This window comes from Streptomyces sp. NPDC087420, assembly GCF_044744165.1.
GTDB lineage: Bacteria > Actinomycetota > Actinomycetes > Streptomycetales > Streptomycetaceae > Streptomyces.
Window position 1 is genome coordinate 685,514 of sequence record NZ_JBIUXU010000001.1, and the last position, 17,143, is coordinate 702,656.

Sequence of the window (17,143 nt, forward strand, 5' to 3'; positions counted from 1 at the left end):
CCGGTGGAATGCCGGCGCCGCGGACAGCTTTCCGCTTTCCGCGGAGTACGAGAAGGGTTCGGCCATTACGATGACCAGGCAGGGCGACACGCATTCGGCCGGGACCGGCCACGACAGCGCGGGACCCGTCGCCGTGGTCGGACTGGCGTGCCGGCTGCCCGGGGCGCCCGACCCCGACGCCTTCTGGGACCTGCTGCGGCGGGGCGGGAGCGCGATCCGCCGACGGCCGGGCGACCGGGGGCCGTTCCGGGACACCGACGGCCGGACGGACGGCGACCTGCCGGGCGGGTTCCTCGACGACGTCGACCACTTCGACGCCGCGTTCTTCTCCATCTCCCCGCGCGAGGCGGCCGAGATGGACCCGCAGCAGCGACTTGTCCTCGAACTGGCCTGGGAGGCACTGGAAGAGGCGGGCATCGTCCCCGCCACCCTGACAGGCACCACCGTCGGGGTGTACGTCGGCGCCATGGCGTACGACTACGCGATGCTCCGCCACCGCGAGGACGCGGCCCCCGTCACCCGCCACACCCTGACCGGCCTCAATCGAGGACTCCTGGCCAACCGGGTCTCGTACACCCTCGGTCTGCGCGGCCCCAGCCTGACCGTCGACTCCGCCCAGTCGTCCGCGCTGGTCTCCCTCCACCTCGCCTACCGCGCCGTACGCGACGGGGACTGCGCGCTCGCGCTGGCCGGCGGGGTGAACCTCAACCTCGCGCCCGACAGCACCTCCGCCGCCGCCCGCTTCGGCGGACTCTCCCCGGACGGCCGCTCGTTCACCTTCGACGCCCGCGCCAACGGATACGTACGCGGCGAGGGCGGCGGCATGGTGCTCCTCAAGCCACTGGCCGCGGCCCTCGCCGACGGCGACCGGATCCACAGTGTGATCCTCGGCAGCGCCGTCAACAACGACGGGGCCACCGACGGGCTGACCGTACCGAGCGCCGACGCCCAACGGGACCTGCTGCTCCAGGCGGCACAACAGGCCGGTGTCGATCCGAGCGACGTGCAGTACGTCGAACTCCACGGCACCGGCACCCCGGTGGGGGACCCGGTCGAGGCCGCCGCGCTCGGCGCCGCGTACGGTACGGGCCGTTCCGGCGACGCCCATCTGCTGGTGGGCTCCGCCAAGACCAACATCGGCCACCTGGAGGGCGCGGCCGGGATCGCAGGCCTCCTCAAAACCGTCCTCAGCATCCGGCACCGGCAGATCCCCGCGAGCCTGAACCACGAGACGCCGAACCCGCGGATCCCGCTCGACGCCCTGCGGCTGCGGGTACAGCGGGCGTTGGGCCCCTGGCCGAGGGCGGACCGGCGGCTCGTCGCCGGGGTCAGCTCCTTCGGGATGGGCGGGACCAACTGCCATGTGCTGCTGGCGGAACCGCCCGCGACGCCCCTGGTGACGGGGCCCGGGATCGGCGGTGTCGGTGCCGAGGCCGGTGCCGGTGATTCCGACGTTGTTCTGCCCTGGCCGCTGTCCGGGAGTACACCCGAGGGCTTGCGAGGGCAGGCCGAACGGCTCGCCGCCCACGTCCGGGCCCATCCCGGCCTCACCCCCGACGGCGTCGGCCACGCCCTCGCCACCACGCGCACCCTCTTCGCCCACCGCGCCGTCGCGCTCGGCCACGACCGCGAGACACTGCTGCGCGCGGTGGACGCGCTGGCGCGCGGCGAGCACACTCCGGGCACCGTGACCGGCCGTACACCCGCGCGGGCCGCCGGACCCGTCGCCTTCCTCTTCCCCGGCCAGGGCAGCCAGCGGGCCGGCACCGGACACGAACTCCACCGCACCACACCGGCGTTCGCCGAGGCCCTGGACGAGGTGTGCGAACATCTCGACCCCCACCTCGGCCGGCCGCTGCGCGATGTCCTCTTCGCCGCGCCCGGCTCGGCGGACGCCGCCCTGCTCGACCGTACGCAATACACGCAGGCAGGGCTGTTCGCGCTGGGCGTGGCGCTGTACCGGCTGCTCGAACACCACCTGCCCGCACCGGACTTCGTCCTCGGCCACTCCATCGGCGGCCTCGCCGCCGCGCATGTGGCGGGGGTACTCCCGCTCGCCGACGCGGCCGTGCTCGTCGCGGCCAGGGGCCGGCTGATGGAGGCGGCCCGCGAGGGCGGGGCCATGATCGCCCTGGAGGCGACCGAGGCGGAGGTCGCGCCGCTGCTGGCCGGGTACGCGGGGCGGCTATCGCTCGCCGCCGTCAACGGCCCGCGCTCAGTGGTCGTTTCGGGCGACCCGGAGGCGGCGCTGGAGGTCGCGGAGCGGTTCTCGGGGGAGGGGCGCAGAACGCGTCGGCTGCGGGTGAGCCACGCCTTCCACTCGCCGCACATGGACAGCGCCGTCGAGGAGTTCAGGAGCGTCGCCGCCGGGCTCACCTTCCGGCAGCCGACGATCACCGTGGTGTCCGACGTCACCGGTCTGCCCGCCCGCCCCGAGGAGCTGACCTCGCCGGACTACTGGGCCGAGCACATCCGACGGCCGGTCCGTTTCCACGACGGCGTACGGCAGTTGGCGGCGCGCGGTGTCACCGGATACGTGGAGCTGGGCCCCGGCAACGTCCTGACCGCCCTGACCACGGGCAGCCTGGCGGCGGTCGCCGGCGCACCGGACGCGTCCGTCGTGCCCCTGCTGCGTGCCGGGGTGCCCGAGCGGCTCTCGGTGCTCACCGGACTCGCCGGGCTCCAGGTGGACGGCGCCGACACGGACTGGTCCGGTTTCTTCGGCGAGGGCCGGCGCGAGCGCACCGGCCTCCCGACCTACGCGTTCCGCCGACGCCGTTTCCGCTTCGAGGCGGCCGACCCCGGGGACGGGGCGGACGGCGGGAGGGGGCGGGCATCCACTCACACGCGCCCGGATTCCACCCCGGCCGTCGACGCGCCCGCCCCGGACGTTGACGCCACCGCCCTTGGGACCGGGACCGGGAAGCCCGCGCCGGACACAGTCGCCGCCCCCGCCCCCGGCCCCAGGGCCGACTTCCTCGGGCTTGTCCTCGGCACCGCCGCCGACATCCTCGGCCACGCGCCGGGACAGCGCATCGATCCCGAGCAGACGTTCAAGGCGCTGGGCCTCGACTCGCTGGGCGCGGTCGAGTTCGCCGACCGGCTCTCCCGGGCGAGCGGACTGCGGCTCCCGGCGACGCTGACCTTCGACCACCCCACCCCCCTCGCTCTCGTACGGCACCTGGAGGCGGAGGCCGACCGCACCCACGGCCCGGAGGAGGAGACAGCGCCGGAACCGACCCTGCGGGAAGAGCCGGAGTCCGCTCCCGAGGACGACGACCCCGTCGCCATCGTCTCCACGGCGGGCCGCTGGCCCGGCGGCGCCGAGAACACCGAGCAGCTCTGGGAGTTGCTGGTCTCCGGGACGGACGCGACAAGCGGCTTCCCGGTCAATCGGGGCTGGGACGAGGGCCTTTACGACCCCGATCCGGAGAAGCCGGGCGGCTCGTACGTACGCCGGGGCGGGTTCCTCCACGACGCCGACCGGTTCGACCCGGAGTTCTTCGGGCTCTCGCCCCGCGAGGCCGAGGCGATGGACCCGCAACAACGGCTGCTCCTGGAGACGTCCTGGGAACTCTTCGAGCGGGCCGGCCTCGACCCCACCACCCTGCGCGGCACCAGGACGGGGGTGTTCGTCGGGGCCACCCAGCAGGAGTACGGGCCCCGGCTCCACGAGGCCACCGGCGGCCAGGCCGGCTACCGGCTGACCGGCGCGACCGTCAGCGTCGCCTCGGGCCGGATCGCCTACGCGCTGGGCCTTGAGGGCCCCGCGCTCACCGTGGACACGGCCTGCTCCTCGTCCCTCGTGGCCCTCCACCTCGCCGCCCGGGCGCTGCGGTCCGGCGAGTGCCGGCTCGCCCTGGCCGGCGGGGTCACCGTGATGTCCACACCGGGGATGTTCACCGAGTTCAGCCGACAGCGCGGCCTGGCGCCCGACGGCCTCTGCAAGCCCTTCGCCGCCGCCGCCGACGGCACCGGATGGTCGGAGGGGGTCGGACTGGTCCTGCTGGAGCGCCTGTCGGACGCCCGGCGCCACGGCCACCGCGTACTCGCTCTGATCCGGGGGAGCGCGGTCAACTCGGACGGCGCCAGCAACGGACTGACGGCGCCCCACGGCCCCTCCCAGCAGCGCGTCATCGAACAAGCACTGAAAGACGCCGGGTTGACGGCTGCCGACATCGACGCCGTAGAAGCCCACGGCACCGGCACCACCCTCGGCGACCCCATCGAGGCCCAGGCGCTCCTCGCCACGTACGGACAGAACCGCCCCGACGGCCGTCCCCTCCACCTCGGTTCGCTGAAGTCCAACCTCGGACACACCCAGGCCGCCGCCGGGGTCGCCGGGGTCATCAAGCTGACGCAGGCCCTCCACCACGGCCTGCTGCCGAGGACCCTCCACGTCGACCGGCCCACCCCGCACGTCGACTGGACCCGCGGCTCCGTCGAACTCCTCACCCGCGACATCCCGTGGCCCGCCACCGACCGCCCCCGCCGCGCGGCCGTCTCCGCGTTCGGCATCAGCGGCGCCAACGCCCACCTCATCCTCGAAGAGGCACCGCCCGCCCCCGTCGAGCCCGCGCGCCCGCCCCGCGCGTCCGGCGCCCCCGTCCCGTGGCTCCTGTCGGGCCGCACCCCTCAGGCCCTCCAGGACCAGGCCGCCCGGCTGAGCACGCTGCTGAACACCTCCGGGGACCTCGACCCGGCCGAGGTCGGTCACGCCCTGGCCCGCCGGTCGGTGTTCGACCACCGCGCCGTGGTGGTGGCCCGGCGCGCGGAGGACTTCCGTACCGCCGTGCGGGCCCTGTCCCGGGGGGAGTCGGCCGAAGGAGTGGTACGGGGCAGGTCCGCCGCGCCCGGCAAACTGGCGTTCCTCTTCACCGGGCAGGGCAGCCAACGCCTCGGCATGGGGAGGGAGATGTACGTGACCCACCCCGTCTTCGCCGCCGCGTTCGACGAGATCTGCGCCGCGCTCGACGTCCACCTCGCCGCGTACGCGCCCGCCCCGCTGCGGGACATCGTCTTCGGACGGCAGGACCAGGGAGCGGACCCCACCGCCGAAACAGGAGCGGCTGATCCCCCCGCTGATCCCCCCGCTGATCCCCCCGCTGATCCCCCCGCTGAGCGGACCGCCGATCTGTCCGGTGAACTGGACCGCACGCTCTACACCCAGCCGGCGCTGTTCGCGCTGGAGGTGGCGCTGTTCCGGTTGCTGGAGTCCTGGGGCGTACGCCCCGACGTCGTCGCCGGGCACTCGGTGGGCGAACTGGCCGCCGCGCACGCCGCCGGCGCGCTGACCCTCGCCGACGCCGCCGCCCTGGTGGCCGCCCGCGCCCGGCTCATGCAGAACCTGCCCGCCGGGGGAGCCATGGTCGCCGTGGAGGCCGCCGAGGACGAGGTGCTGGCCGAACTCGCCGGGCACGAGGACGCGGTGGGCATCGCCGCCGTCAACGGCCCCACGGCGACGGTCATATCGGGGGAGGAAGAGGCGGTGGTGGCGGTCGTGGGGCGGTTCCGTGCGCGCGGTCGCCGGACCAGCAGGCTGCGGACCAGCCATGCCTTCCACTCCCCGCTCATGGATCCGATGGAGGAGGAGTTCCGGCGGGTGGCCGGGGCACTCACCCACGGTGCCCCGGCGATCCCGCTGCTGAGCGCGCTCGACGCCCAACTGTTCACTCCCGACCGGCCGGTGACGGCCGGGCACTGGGTCGCCCACGCGCGCGGCCCGGTCCGGTTCCTCGATGTCGTACGCCGCCTCGAAGCCGACGGGGTCACCACCTACCTGGAGTTGGGTCCCGACGCCATTCTCACGGCGCTGGCCCGCGAAGCCCTGCTCGGCGACCACCCCGAAGGCACACCCCCGCCCGCGCTCGCCGCCCTGCTGCGCGCCGGACGCCCCGAGCCCGAGACGCTCTTGACGGCGCTCGGTGAGGCCCACGCGCGGGGTGCCGCCGTCGACTGGAGCGCGGTGCTCGGTGTGACGGGACCGAGCCGGATCGACCTGCCCACCTACGCGTTCCAGCGCGCACGCTACTGGTCCGACGCGCCCGCGCCGGCCGCCCCCTCCGAAGTCTCACACGACGACGCCCGGTTCTGGGAGCCCGTCGAACGCCAGGACCTCGACTCCCTCGCCACCGCGCTCGGCATCGACGACACCGAGCGCCGTACCGCCCTCGGCGCCGTACTGCCCCTGCTGGCCTCCTGGCGCGGCGACCAGGGCCGGGCGGCCGAGGTGGACAGCTGGCGGTACCGGGTGCGCTGGCAGCCGGTTCCGGACCTGAACGCCCGTCCCGTCCAAGGCCGTTGGCTGCTCCTGCTGCCCGCGCGGCCCGCCGGGGAGACCCGGCCGTACGACGCCTGGGCCCCGCTGCTGGAAGCGGCTCTGACCGACGCGGGGGCACAGGTCGAGCGCATCCCGGTGGAGGGTTCGCGGTCGGACCGGGACTCCCTGGCCGCGCTGCTCGCCGGCGCGGCGGGCAGGGTGCCGTCGGAGCCGGTGGCCGGCGTGCTGTCCCTCCTCTCGCTGGACGGCGAACCGGAGCCCGGCCTGTCCGCGCTGCCGCGTGGCCTGGCCGCGACCACCGCGCTGCTCCAGGCCGTGGACCGTACCGGCACCGAGGCACCGCTGTGGTGCGTGACGCGTGGCGCGGTCTCCACCGGCACGGGCGACGACCGCACGGTCGATCCGACCGGAGCACTGGTCTGGGGACTCGCCGTGGTGGCCGCCGTCGAGGCACCGCAGTGGGGCGGTGTGATCGACCTCCCCGAACGGGCGGACCCGCGCGCCGCCGCCCAGGTCCTCACCGCACTCACCGGCCGCCACGGCGAGGCCGAACTGGCGGTACGGCCCGAGGGCCTCCTCGCCAGACGCCTGGTGGCAGCCCCGCTGGGGCCGGCCGGCGGCGGAGCGGCCGGGACGGGCCACGCGGCCGGGGCAGGCCGCACGGCCGACGGCGAGAACACCCCCACGCCACCCGGCTGGAGGCCCCGTGGCACGGTCCTCGTCACCGGTGGCACCGGCGCGCTCGCGCGCCACACCGCCACCTGGCTCGCCCGCAAGGGCGCCGACCACCTGCTCCTGCTCAGCCGCCGGGGCGCCGACGCGCCGGGCGCGGCCGCGCTGGAGGCCGAACTCACCGCGCTCGGGGCCCGGGTCACCTTCGCCGCGTGCGACATCTCCGACCGGGCGGCGCTCGCCGGCGTACTGGCCTCGGTCCCGGACGAGCACCCCCTGACCGCCGTCGTGCACACCGCCGCCGTCCTCGACGACGGCCTGCTCGGCTCGCTCACCCCCGCACAGCAGGACCGGGTGCTACGGGTCAAGGTGGCCGGCGCCCATCACCTGGACGTCCTCACCCGCGATCTCGACCTCTCCGCGTTTGTGCTCTTCTCCTCCGCCACCGGCATCACCGGCACACCGGGACAGGGCAACTACGCCCCCGGCAACGCCTATCTCGACGCGCTCGCCGTCCGGCGGCGGGCCGAGGGACGCCCCGCCACCTCCGTCTCCTGGGGGCTGTGGGCGGGGGAGGGCATCGCCGGCGACGAGGTGGCGCGCCGCAGCGAGCGGTACGGCCTGCTGCCGATGGCGCCGGACCTGGCCGTACGGGCACTGGAACAGGCCCTCGACCACGACGAGACGCACCTCGTGGTGTGCCGCGCCGACTGGCCGGCCCTCGCGGCGCTGCGTTCCCATCCGCTCCTGGAAGAACTCACCGGTGGCCGAGTGGCCGAAGGCTCTCAGGAAGCGGCCGGCGAACCCGCCGGGCTGGTCGGGGAGTTGGCCGGGACGCCGACCGAAGAGGGCAGGCGCAAGCTGCTCCTGCGGTTCGTACGGACCCAGGTCTCCGAGGTCCAGGGCGGGCGCCCGGTCGAATCCGTGGACATTCACCGGGGGTTCAAGGAGCAGGGCTTCGACTCCCTCACGACCGTCGAACTGCGCAACCGCCTCAACCTGCACACGGGCCTGCGCCTGCCGACCACGGCGGTGTTCGACCATCCCACACCGTTCGCGCTGGCCGAGCTGCTGCACGGACAACTCCTTCCGTCAGGAGGGGCGCCGGACGGCACGGCCGAGGAGCTGCTCGCCCAACTCGACCGGCTGGAGGCGCTGTTCGCCGCCGTCCCGCAGGACGACCCGGACCGGGTACGGGCCGTGGCCCGGCTCGGCGCCCTGGCGGCCGGCGGCCCGGCCGATTCCGCCCCGTCCACGGACGGGGACGTCGCCGCCGGGCTCTCCGGTGCCACCGACGACGAGCTGATGGATTTCATCGGCAAGGAACTCGGCATCTCCTGACCCCCGCCGGCCCCCTTGGCCTCGCACTTCTTGAACGTGGCTTTTCCCGAACCGGGCAATCCGCACGAAGGGTGGATTCATGAACGACAGCCGGATGCGGTACCTCCTGGAACGGGTCACCGCCGAACTGCACGAGACGCGCAAGAAGTTGCGCGAGTCCGAGGACAGCGGTCAGGAGCCCATCGCCATCGTGGGGATGGCCTGCCACTTCCCCGGCGGCGTCAACTCCCCGGAAGACCTCTGGAACGTGGTCTCCGAGGGCCGCGACGTCGTCGGCGACTTCCCCGACGACCGTGGCTGGGACGTGTCCACACTGTTCGACGCCGACCCCGACCGGCCCGGCACGTCCTCCACCCGGCACGGCGCCTTCCTCTCCTCCCCGGGGGACTTCGACACCGACTTCTTCGGCATCTCGCCCCGGGAGGCCCTGGCCACCGACCCCCAGCACCGGCTCCTGCTGGAGACGGCGTGGGAGACCTTCGAACGCGCCGGAATCCGCCCCGACACCCTGCGCGGCACCAGCACCGGCGTTTTTGTCGGCACCAACGGCAACGACTACGCGCCGCCCACCGGAGCCGTACCGGAGGAGCTGGAGGGGTACATCGTCGTGGGCAACGCGGCGAGTGTCGCCTCGGGACGGATCTCGTACACCTTCGGGCTCGAAGGCCCCGCCGTCACGGTCGACACGGCCTGCTCGGCGTCGTCCGTGGCGCTGCACCTGGCCGTACGGTCGCTGCGCTCCGGTGAGTGCGACCTCGCCCTGGCGGGCGGGGTGACCATCATGACCACCCCCTCGACCTTCGTGGAGTTCTCCCGGCAGCACGGACTCTCCTCGGACGGCCGCTGCAAGGCCTTCGCCGGCGCGGCCGACGGGACCGGCTGGTCCGAGGGCGCCGGGCTGCTCCTGGTGGAGCGGCTCTCCGACGCCCGGCGCCTCGGCCACCGGGTGCTGGCGGTCGTCCGGGGGACGGCCGCCAACCAGGACGGCGCGTCGCACGGGCTGACCGCGCCGAACGGGCCCGCCCAGCAGCGGGTCATCCGCCAGGCGCTCGCCGACGCCCGGCTGACGGCCCCCCAGGTCGACGCCGTCGAGGCGCACGGCACCGGCACCACCCTCGGCGACCCCATCGAGGCCCAGGCCCTGCTCGCCACCTACGGCCAGGACCGGTCGCAGGAACGGCCGTTGTGGCTCGGCTCGGTCAAGTCGAACATCGCGCACACGCAGGCCGCCGCCGGGGTCGCCGGGGTCATCAAGATGGTGCAGGCCATACGGCACGGCGTGCTGCCGAAGACCCTTCACGTCGACGAGCCGTCCCCGCACGTCGACTGGGAGTCCGGCGCCGTACGGATCCTGACGGATCATCAGCCGTGGCCCGAGACGGGGCAGCCGCGCCGGGCGGGAGTGTCGGCCTTCGGCATGAGCGGCACCAACACGCACATCATCCTGGAGCAGGCCTCCGAACCCGAGCCGGACGCGGCGGCCGCCACGGACCCGGCCCCCGAACCCGCCGACACCGCGCTGCCGTTGGTGCTCTCCGCCAAGACCCCGGCCGCACTCACCGAGCAGGCCGCCGCGCTCGCCGCGTTCCTCCGCTCCGGCACCGCCCCGGCCCCGGTCGCCGTCGCCCGTGAACTGACCGCCGGGCGGGCCGCGTTCGAGGAGCGGGCGGTGGTCGTCGGCGAGGACAGGGACGGTCTGCTCGCCGGACTCGACGCGCTCGCCACGGGCGAGCCCGCGCCCGGCCTCGTACACGGCACCGCCTCGACCGACCACCGTACGGTCTTCGTCTTCCCCGGCCAGGGCTCGCAGTGGACCGGCATGGCCCGCGAACTCCTCGACACCTCACCGGTCTTCGCCGAGTCCGTCGCGGCCTGCGCCCGCGCCCTGGCGCCCTACGTGGACTGGTCCCTGGAGGACGTCCTGCGCGGGGCCGGCGGCGCGCCCTCGTACGAGCGGGTCGACGTCGTCCAGCCCACCCTCTGGGCGGTCATGGTGTCCCTCGCGGAGCTGTGGCAGTCCTACGGCGTACGGCCCGACGCCGTGATCGGCCACAGCCAGGGGGAGATCGCCGCCGCGTACGTCGCGGGCGCCCTCTCCCTGGACGACGCGGCCCGTGTGGTCGCCCTGCGCAGCCGTGCCATCGGCGCCCTGTCGGGCGGCGGCGGCATGGTGTCCGTATCACTGCCGCTTGAGCGGGTGCGGGCCGCGATCGCCCCCTGGGACGGGCGGATCTCGGTCGCCACGGTCAACGGCCCCTCCTCCGTCGTGGTCGCCGGGGAACCCACCGCCCTGGACGAGCTCATGGCCGCCTGCGAGAGGGACGGCGTCCGCAACCGCCGGATCCCGGTGGACTACGCCTCGCACTCCGCGCAGGTCGAGACGATCCGCGACGAACTGCTCACCGTCCTCGCCCCCGTCACACCCCGCGACGCCAAGATCCCCCTGCTGTCGACCGTCACCGGGGACTGGCTCGGCGACACCCGGATGGACGCCACCTACTGGTACACCAACCTCCGCAGGACCGTCCTGTTCGAACCGGCGACCAGGAAACTGCTCGCCGAGGGCCACGACGTCTTCATCGAGGCCAGTCCGCATCCCGTACTGACCGCCGCCGTGCAGGAGACGGCGGAGGCGGCGGACGCGCGGACCGTCGTCACGGGATCGCTGCGCCGCGACGAGGGCGGGCCCCTCCGCTTCCTCACCTCTCTGGCCGAGACCCAGGTCCACGGCGTCGCCGTGGACTGGAGCCCGGCGCTCGCGGGACCGCCCGCCGCCCGTCCCGACCTGCCCACCTACCCGTTCCAGCGCCAGCGGTTCTGGCTCGAACCGTCCGTCGCCGTCACGGCCGACGTGCCGGGCCTGGGGCTGCGCGCCGCCGGACACCCGCTGCTCGGCGCGACGCTGCGGCCCGCCGAGGGCGACGGCCTGCTGCTCACCGGCCGGCTGTCCGTACGGGCCCAGCCCTGGCTGGCCGACCACGTGGTGCTCGACCGCGTGCTCATCCCGGGCACGGCACTGGTCGAGCTGGCCGTACGGGCCGCGGACGAGGCCGGCCACGACACCGTGGACGAGCTGGTGATCGAGGCCCCGCTGGTCCTGCCGGCCGGGGGAGCCGTCCAGATCCAGGTCTCCGTGGGCGCCCCGGCCGAGGCGGGCCGGCGCGCGGTGGCCGTCCACTCACGGCAGCAGGACGCCCCCGAGGAGGCCGGCTGGTCCCGGCACGCCACCGGATTCCTGTCCCGTACGACCGCACCGGCGGACCCCGTTCGCACCGGGGTGCCGTGGCCGCCGCGTGAGGCGACGGCGCTTTCCCTCGACGGGGTCTACGACCGGTTCGCCGGGAACGGGGTGATCTACGGACCCCGGTTCCAGGGGCTGCGGGCCGCGTGGCGGCGCGGCGAGGAGATCTTCGCCGAGGTCGGCCTCGACGGCGAGGAGCGGGCGGAGGCCGGGGAGTTCGGGGTCCACCCGGCGCTGCTCGACGCGGCCTTCCACGCCGCCGGTCTCGGCACACCGCTCCCGGCGGAACCGGGCGAGGTCCTGCTGCCGTTCGCCTGGAGCGGGGTGCGGTTGTACGCCTCGGGCGCGACGACCCTGCGGATCCGTCTCGCGCCCACCGGCGGCGGCGGGCTGTCCCTGGACGCCGTGGACACCACCGGCGCGCCCGTCCTCTCGATCGCGTCCCTGGTCTACCGGCCGGTCGCGGCCGGACAGCTGGGCGCCGGATCCGCCGGCCGGGAGCCGCTGTTCCGGCTCGGCTGGACCGCGCTGCCCCTGCCCGCCGTACCGGCCGCGCCCGCCCGTACCGGCGCACTCGCGGTCCTCCAGCCGGACACCCTCTCCCTGACACCGGCCCTGCTGGCGGCCGGGGGACCCGGTGGCGGCCACGCCGTGGCGTTCAGCGGTCCCGCCGCCGTCGCCGAGGCGGTCCGTACCGGTGAGGACGTACCGGAGGCGGTCTGGTTCGGGGTGCCGGCCTCACCGGCGTCCGGGACCGGCGATGACGGCGGGGCGGCGCGCGCCGAGTCCGTACCGACACGCGCGCGGGCGACCCTGGACCGCGTGCTCGCCCTGCTCCAGGACTGGCTCGCCCGCCCCGAACTGGACGCCGTGCGCCTGGTCGTGGTGACCGGCGGCGCCGTGTCCGTCGACGGGGAGGCGCCGGACCTGACGACCGCCGCCGTGTGGGGCCTGCTGCGCTCCGCGCAGTCCGAACACCCCGGCCGGTTCCTGCTGGCCGACGTCGACCGCGGCGACGCGTCCCGCCGGTCGCTGGCCCCGGCCGTGGCCGCCGCCGTCGCGGCGGGTGAGACGCAGCTCGCGCTGCGGGACGGGGTCGCGTCCGTCGCACGACTCGTACCGGCCGGACCGGACACGGGTACGGGTACGGGTACGGACGACGTGGCGTCCGTCGCACCCGGCACCGCTCAACAAGCCGCCCGCACCTGGCGGTTCGACCCGGCCGGAACCGTCCTCGTGACCGGTGGACTCGGCCTGCTGGGCAAGCTGGTGGCCCGGCACCTCGTCACCGAGCTGGGCGTACGGCACCTCCTGCTGACCGGCCGGCGCGGCCACGACACCCCCGGCGCCGCCGAGTTCCTGGCCGGGATCGCCGCGCTGGGCGCACACGCGACCGTCACCGCCGCCGACGTGGCCGACCGCGACGCCCTGCGGACCGTCCTGGAGGCCGTCCCGGCGGCGCACCCGCTGACCGGAGTCGTGCACGCGGCCGGCACCCTGGACGACGGGGTGCTGGAGTCGCTGACGCCCGACCGGCTGGACACCGTCCTGCGGCCCAAGGCCCACGCGGCCTGGAACCTGCACGAGCTGACCCAGGACGCGGACCTCGCCGAGTTTGTCCTCTTCTCCTCCGCCGCGGGCGTGCTCGGCGTCCCCGGCCAGGCCAACTACGCCGCCGCCAACTCGTTCCTGGACGCCCTGGCGGCGCACCGCCGGGCGCGCGGCCTGGCCGCCACCTCGCTGGCCTGGGGACTCTGGGACGAGAGCAGCGAACTCACCGGCCACCTCGACCACACCGCCCACCGCCGGAACGCCCGCCAGGGCACCCGCCCGCTCGCCACCCCCGAGGGCCTCGCCCTCTTCGAGGCGGCGGGAAGGACGGACCACCCCCTCCTCGTCCCGCTCACCCTGCGGCACGGTGCCGACCCCGAGCAGATCCCTCCGGTCCTGCGCGATGTCGTCCGTACGAAGCGGCCCGCCGCGCGCTCCGCACCCGAGGCGACGGGCTCCACCCTCGCCGGCCGCCTGCTCGCCCTCGACGGGACCGCGCGCGAGGAACTGCTCATCGGCCTGGTCCGGTCGGAGGCGTCCACCGTCCTCGGCCGGGGCGACCGGGAGGGCATCTCCGCGACCCGCGCCTTCAAGGATCTCGGCTTCGACTCGCTGACCGCCGTCGACCTGCGCAACCGGCTCGGCACGGTGACCGGACTGCGGCTGACCCCGACCCTGGTCTTCGACCACCCCACCCCGCAGGCACTCGCGCGCTTCCTGCTCGCCGAACTGCTGGGCGCACAGCCCGGAACACCGGCGACGCCCGCTCTCCCCGCAGCCGCAGCCGCAGCCGCGTCCGACGACGACCCGATCGTGATCGTCGGCATGAGCTGCCGGCTGCCGGGCGGGGTGTCCTCGCCCGACGACCTGTGGGACCTGGTCGCCGCCGGCGGCGACGCGATCACCCCGTGGCCGACCGACCGGGGCTGGGACAACGAGGGCCTGTTCGACGCCGACCCGGACCGCCCCGGCCGTACATACACCCAGCACGGCGGATTCCTCCACGACGCCGCCGACTTCGACGCGGGCTTCTTCGGGATCTCGCCGCGTGAGGCGCTGGCGACGGATCCGCAGCAGCGGTTGCTGCTGGAGACGTCGTGGGAGGCGTTCGAGCGGGCCGGGATCGCCCCCGACACGCTGCGCGGCAGCAGGACGGGGGTGTTCGTCGGGGTGATGTACAACGACTACGCGAGCCGACTCCACGACCTGCCGCCGGAGTTGGAGGGGTACATCCACAACGGCAGCGCGGCGAGTGTGGCGTCGGGGCGGATCTCGTACACGTACGGCTTCGAGGGTCCCGCCGTCACCGTCGACACCGCGTGCTCGTCGTCGCTCGTGGCGCTGCATCTGGCGGCGCAGGCGCTGCGGTCGGGCGAGTGCGACCTCGCCCTCGCGGGCGGGGTGGCCGTGATGGCCTCCCCGTCCGGCATGGTCGCCACCTCCCGGCACCGTGCCTTCGCCCCCGACGGCAGGGTCAAGGCGTTCGCCGCGTCGGCGGACGGGACCAGCTGGGCGGAGGGGGTCGGACTGCTGCTGGTGGAGCGGCTGTCGGACGCGCGGCGGCGCGGGCACCAGGTGCTCGCGGTCGTACGGGGGACCGCGGTCAACCAGGACGGCGCCTCGAACGGCCTCACCGCGCCCAACGGGCCCGCCCAACAGCGCGTCATCCGGCAGGCGTTGGCCGGCGCCGGACTCGACCCGCACGACGTGGACGCGGTGGAGGGCCACGGTACGGGCACCACACTCGGCGACCCGATCGAGGCGCAGGCGCTGATGGCCGCGTACGGCCGGGGCCGGCCCGGGGACAGCCCCCTGTGGCTCGGCTCGCTCAAGTCCAACATCGGGCACACCCAGGCGGCGGCCGGGGTCGCCGGGATCATCAAGATGGTGCAGGCCATGCGGTACGGGGTGCTCCCGAGGACCCTGCACATCGACGCGCCCTCGCCGGACGTGGACTGGTCCGCGGGCGGCGTACGGCTGCTGACGGAGGACCGGCCCTGGGAGGCGGCGGGCCGGCCGCTGCGGGCGGGCGTCTCGTCGTTCGGGGTGAGCGGGACCAACGCGCACGTGATCCTGGAACAGCCGTCGGACGCGACAGCCGTGACTCTCGACGCGCCCGCCGCCGAGGTGTCCGCCGCTCGGACGCCCGTACGGCCGACCCCCCTGCCCTGGGTCCTGTCCGGCCGTACTCCCACCGCCGTCTCCGCCCAGGCGGCGCGGCTGCTGGCCCTCCTGGACCCCGCCCAGCCCCCGCCGGCCCTCGCCGACACCGCGCACGCGCTCCTCGCCCACCGCTCCCACTTCGAGCACCGCGCGGTTGTGGTCGCCTCCGACCAGGAGGGCTTCGCGGAGGGACTGAGCGCCCTGGTCGACGGCGAACCGGCCGGGAACCTCGTCAGGGGAGCCGCCGCCGAGGGCGCCAGGACCGTCTTCGTCTTCCCCGGCCACGGTTCGCAGTGGGCGGGGATGGCACGCGGACTGCTCGACACCGCCCCGGTGTTCGCCGAGCGGATCGACGCCTGCGCGCGGGCGCTGGCTCCGCATCTCGACTGGTCGCTCACCGACGTCCTGCGCGAGGCGGAGGGCGCGCCGTCCCTGGACCGGGTCGAGGTGGCCCAGCCCGCGCTGTGGGCGGTGCTCGTGGCCCTGGCCGCGCAGTGGCAGTCGTACGGCGTGCGTCCTGACGCGGTGGTCGGACACAGTCAGGGCGAGGTCGCCGCGGCCTGCGTGGCCGGGGTGCTGTCCCTGGAGGACGGCGCCCGGATCGTCGTGGAGCGCAGCCGGATCCTGGCCGGGCTCGTCGGGAAGGGCGGCATGGTCTCCCTGGCCCTGCCGCTCGCCGAGGTCGAGCGCAGGATCGTGGCGTGGCCGGGCCGGCTCTCGGTGGCCACGGTCAACGGCCCGTCGGCGGCGGTGGTCGCCGGGGACGAGGAGGCGCTGGAGGAACTGCTCGCCGTGTGCGAGGAGGAGGGCGTACGGGCCCGGCGGATCAGGGCGGCCACGGTCGCGGGGCACTCCCCGGTGATCGAGGAGGTGAAGGAGGAGCTGCTCGAACGGCTCTCCTTCGTACGGCCCCTCGCCGGTGACGTGCCGCTGTACTCCACGGTCACCGCGTCGGTCGCCGACCCGGCCGACCTGGACGCGGAGTACTGGTACCGCAACCTCCGGCAGACCGTGCGGTTCGCCCCGGTCGTGCACGATCTGGTGGAGAAGGGCTTCACCGTCTTCATCGAGGTCAGCCCGCACCCGGTGCTGATCAACAGCATCCAGGACACGGTCGAGCGGGCCGGCGCCGCCGACGTGGCGGTGACCGAGACCCTGCGCAGGGACCACGGCGGTCTCGACCGCTTCCTGGCCTCGGCCGCCGTCGTGCACGCCCGTGGTGTCGCGGTGGACTGGTCGCCGGTGTTCGAAGGCCTGCACCCGGGGCGGGTCGAGCTGCCCACGTACGCGTTCCAGCGGCGGCGCTTCTGGCTGGGCGCCGGGCAGGCTCCCGCCGGGCCGCCGCGCCGGGCGGACGGAGGCGGCTTGGCAGACGCGGGGGACGCGGGGGACACGGGGGGCTTCGGCTTCGTGGAGGAGGAGACCGACTCCGTACCATCCTCGGGTCTGGCCGCGAAGCTGGCGGCGCTCGGCCCCGCCGACCGGGACGAGGCGCTGCTGGATCTGGTGCGACGGCAGACCGCCGACGTCCTGGGTCACGACGACCCCGAAGAGGTGGGCGCCGAGCGGGCGTTCAAGGATCTCGGCCTGGAGTCGCTGACGGCGGTCGACCTCCGCAACCGGCTCGCCACGGCGACCGGGCTGCGGCTGCCGGCCACCCTGGTCTTCGACCGCCCGACCCCGGCGGCCGTCGCCGCGTACCTCGCCGCGCGGTTGCCCACCGCCGCTCCGTCGGCCCCTGCCTCCGCCCAGGACGCGCTCGCCCTGCTGGAGCGGATCGCCTCCGGGATCACCTCTGCGGACCCGGACCGCCCCGAACTGGTGGCGCGCCTGCGCGCGTTGGCCGCCCACTGGGGCGCGGACGCACCGGCGTCCGACGGTGGACCGGCCGGTGG

1 protein-coding gene and 1 pseudogene are annotated in these 17,143 nt (G+C 75.0%); both read left to right on the plus strand.

What is annotated here, in order from left to right; all coding sequences use genetic code 11:
* Nucleotides 1-70: 70 nt before the first annotated feature.
* A complete protein-coding gene (locus ACIO1C_RS02950; protein WP_401857716.1) occupies nt 71-8,293 on the plus strand; it encodes a type I polyketide synthase in 8,223 nt (2,740 codons plus the stop codon).
* A 79-nt stretch (nt 8,294-8,372) separates the two neighbouring features.
* Nucleotides 8,373-16,929: pseudogene (locus ACIO1C_RS02955) on the plus strand (type I polyketide synthase); the annotation flags it as partial.
* Nucleotides 16,930-17,143 lie beyond the last annotated feature (214 nt).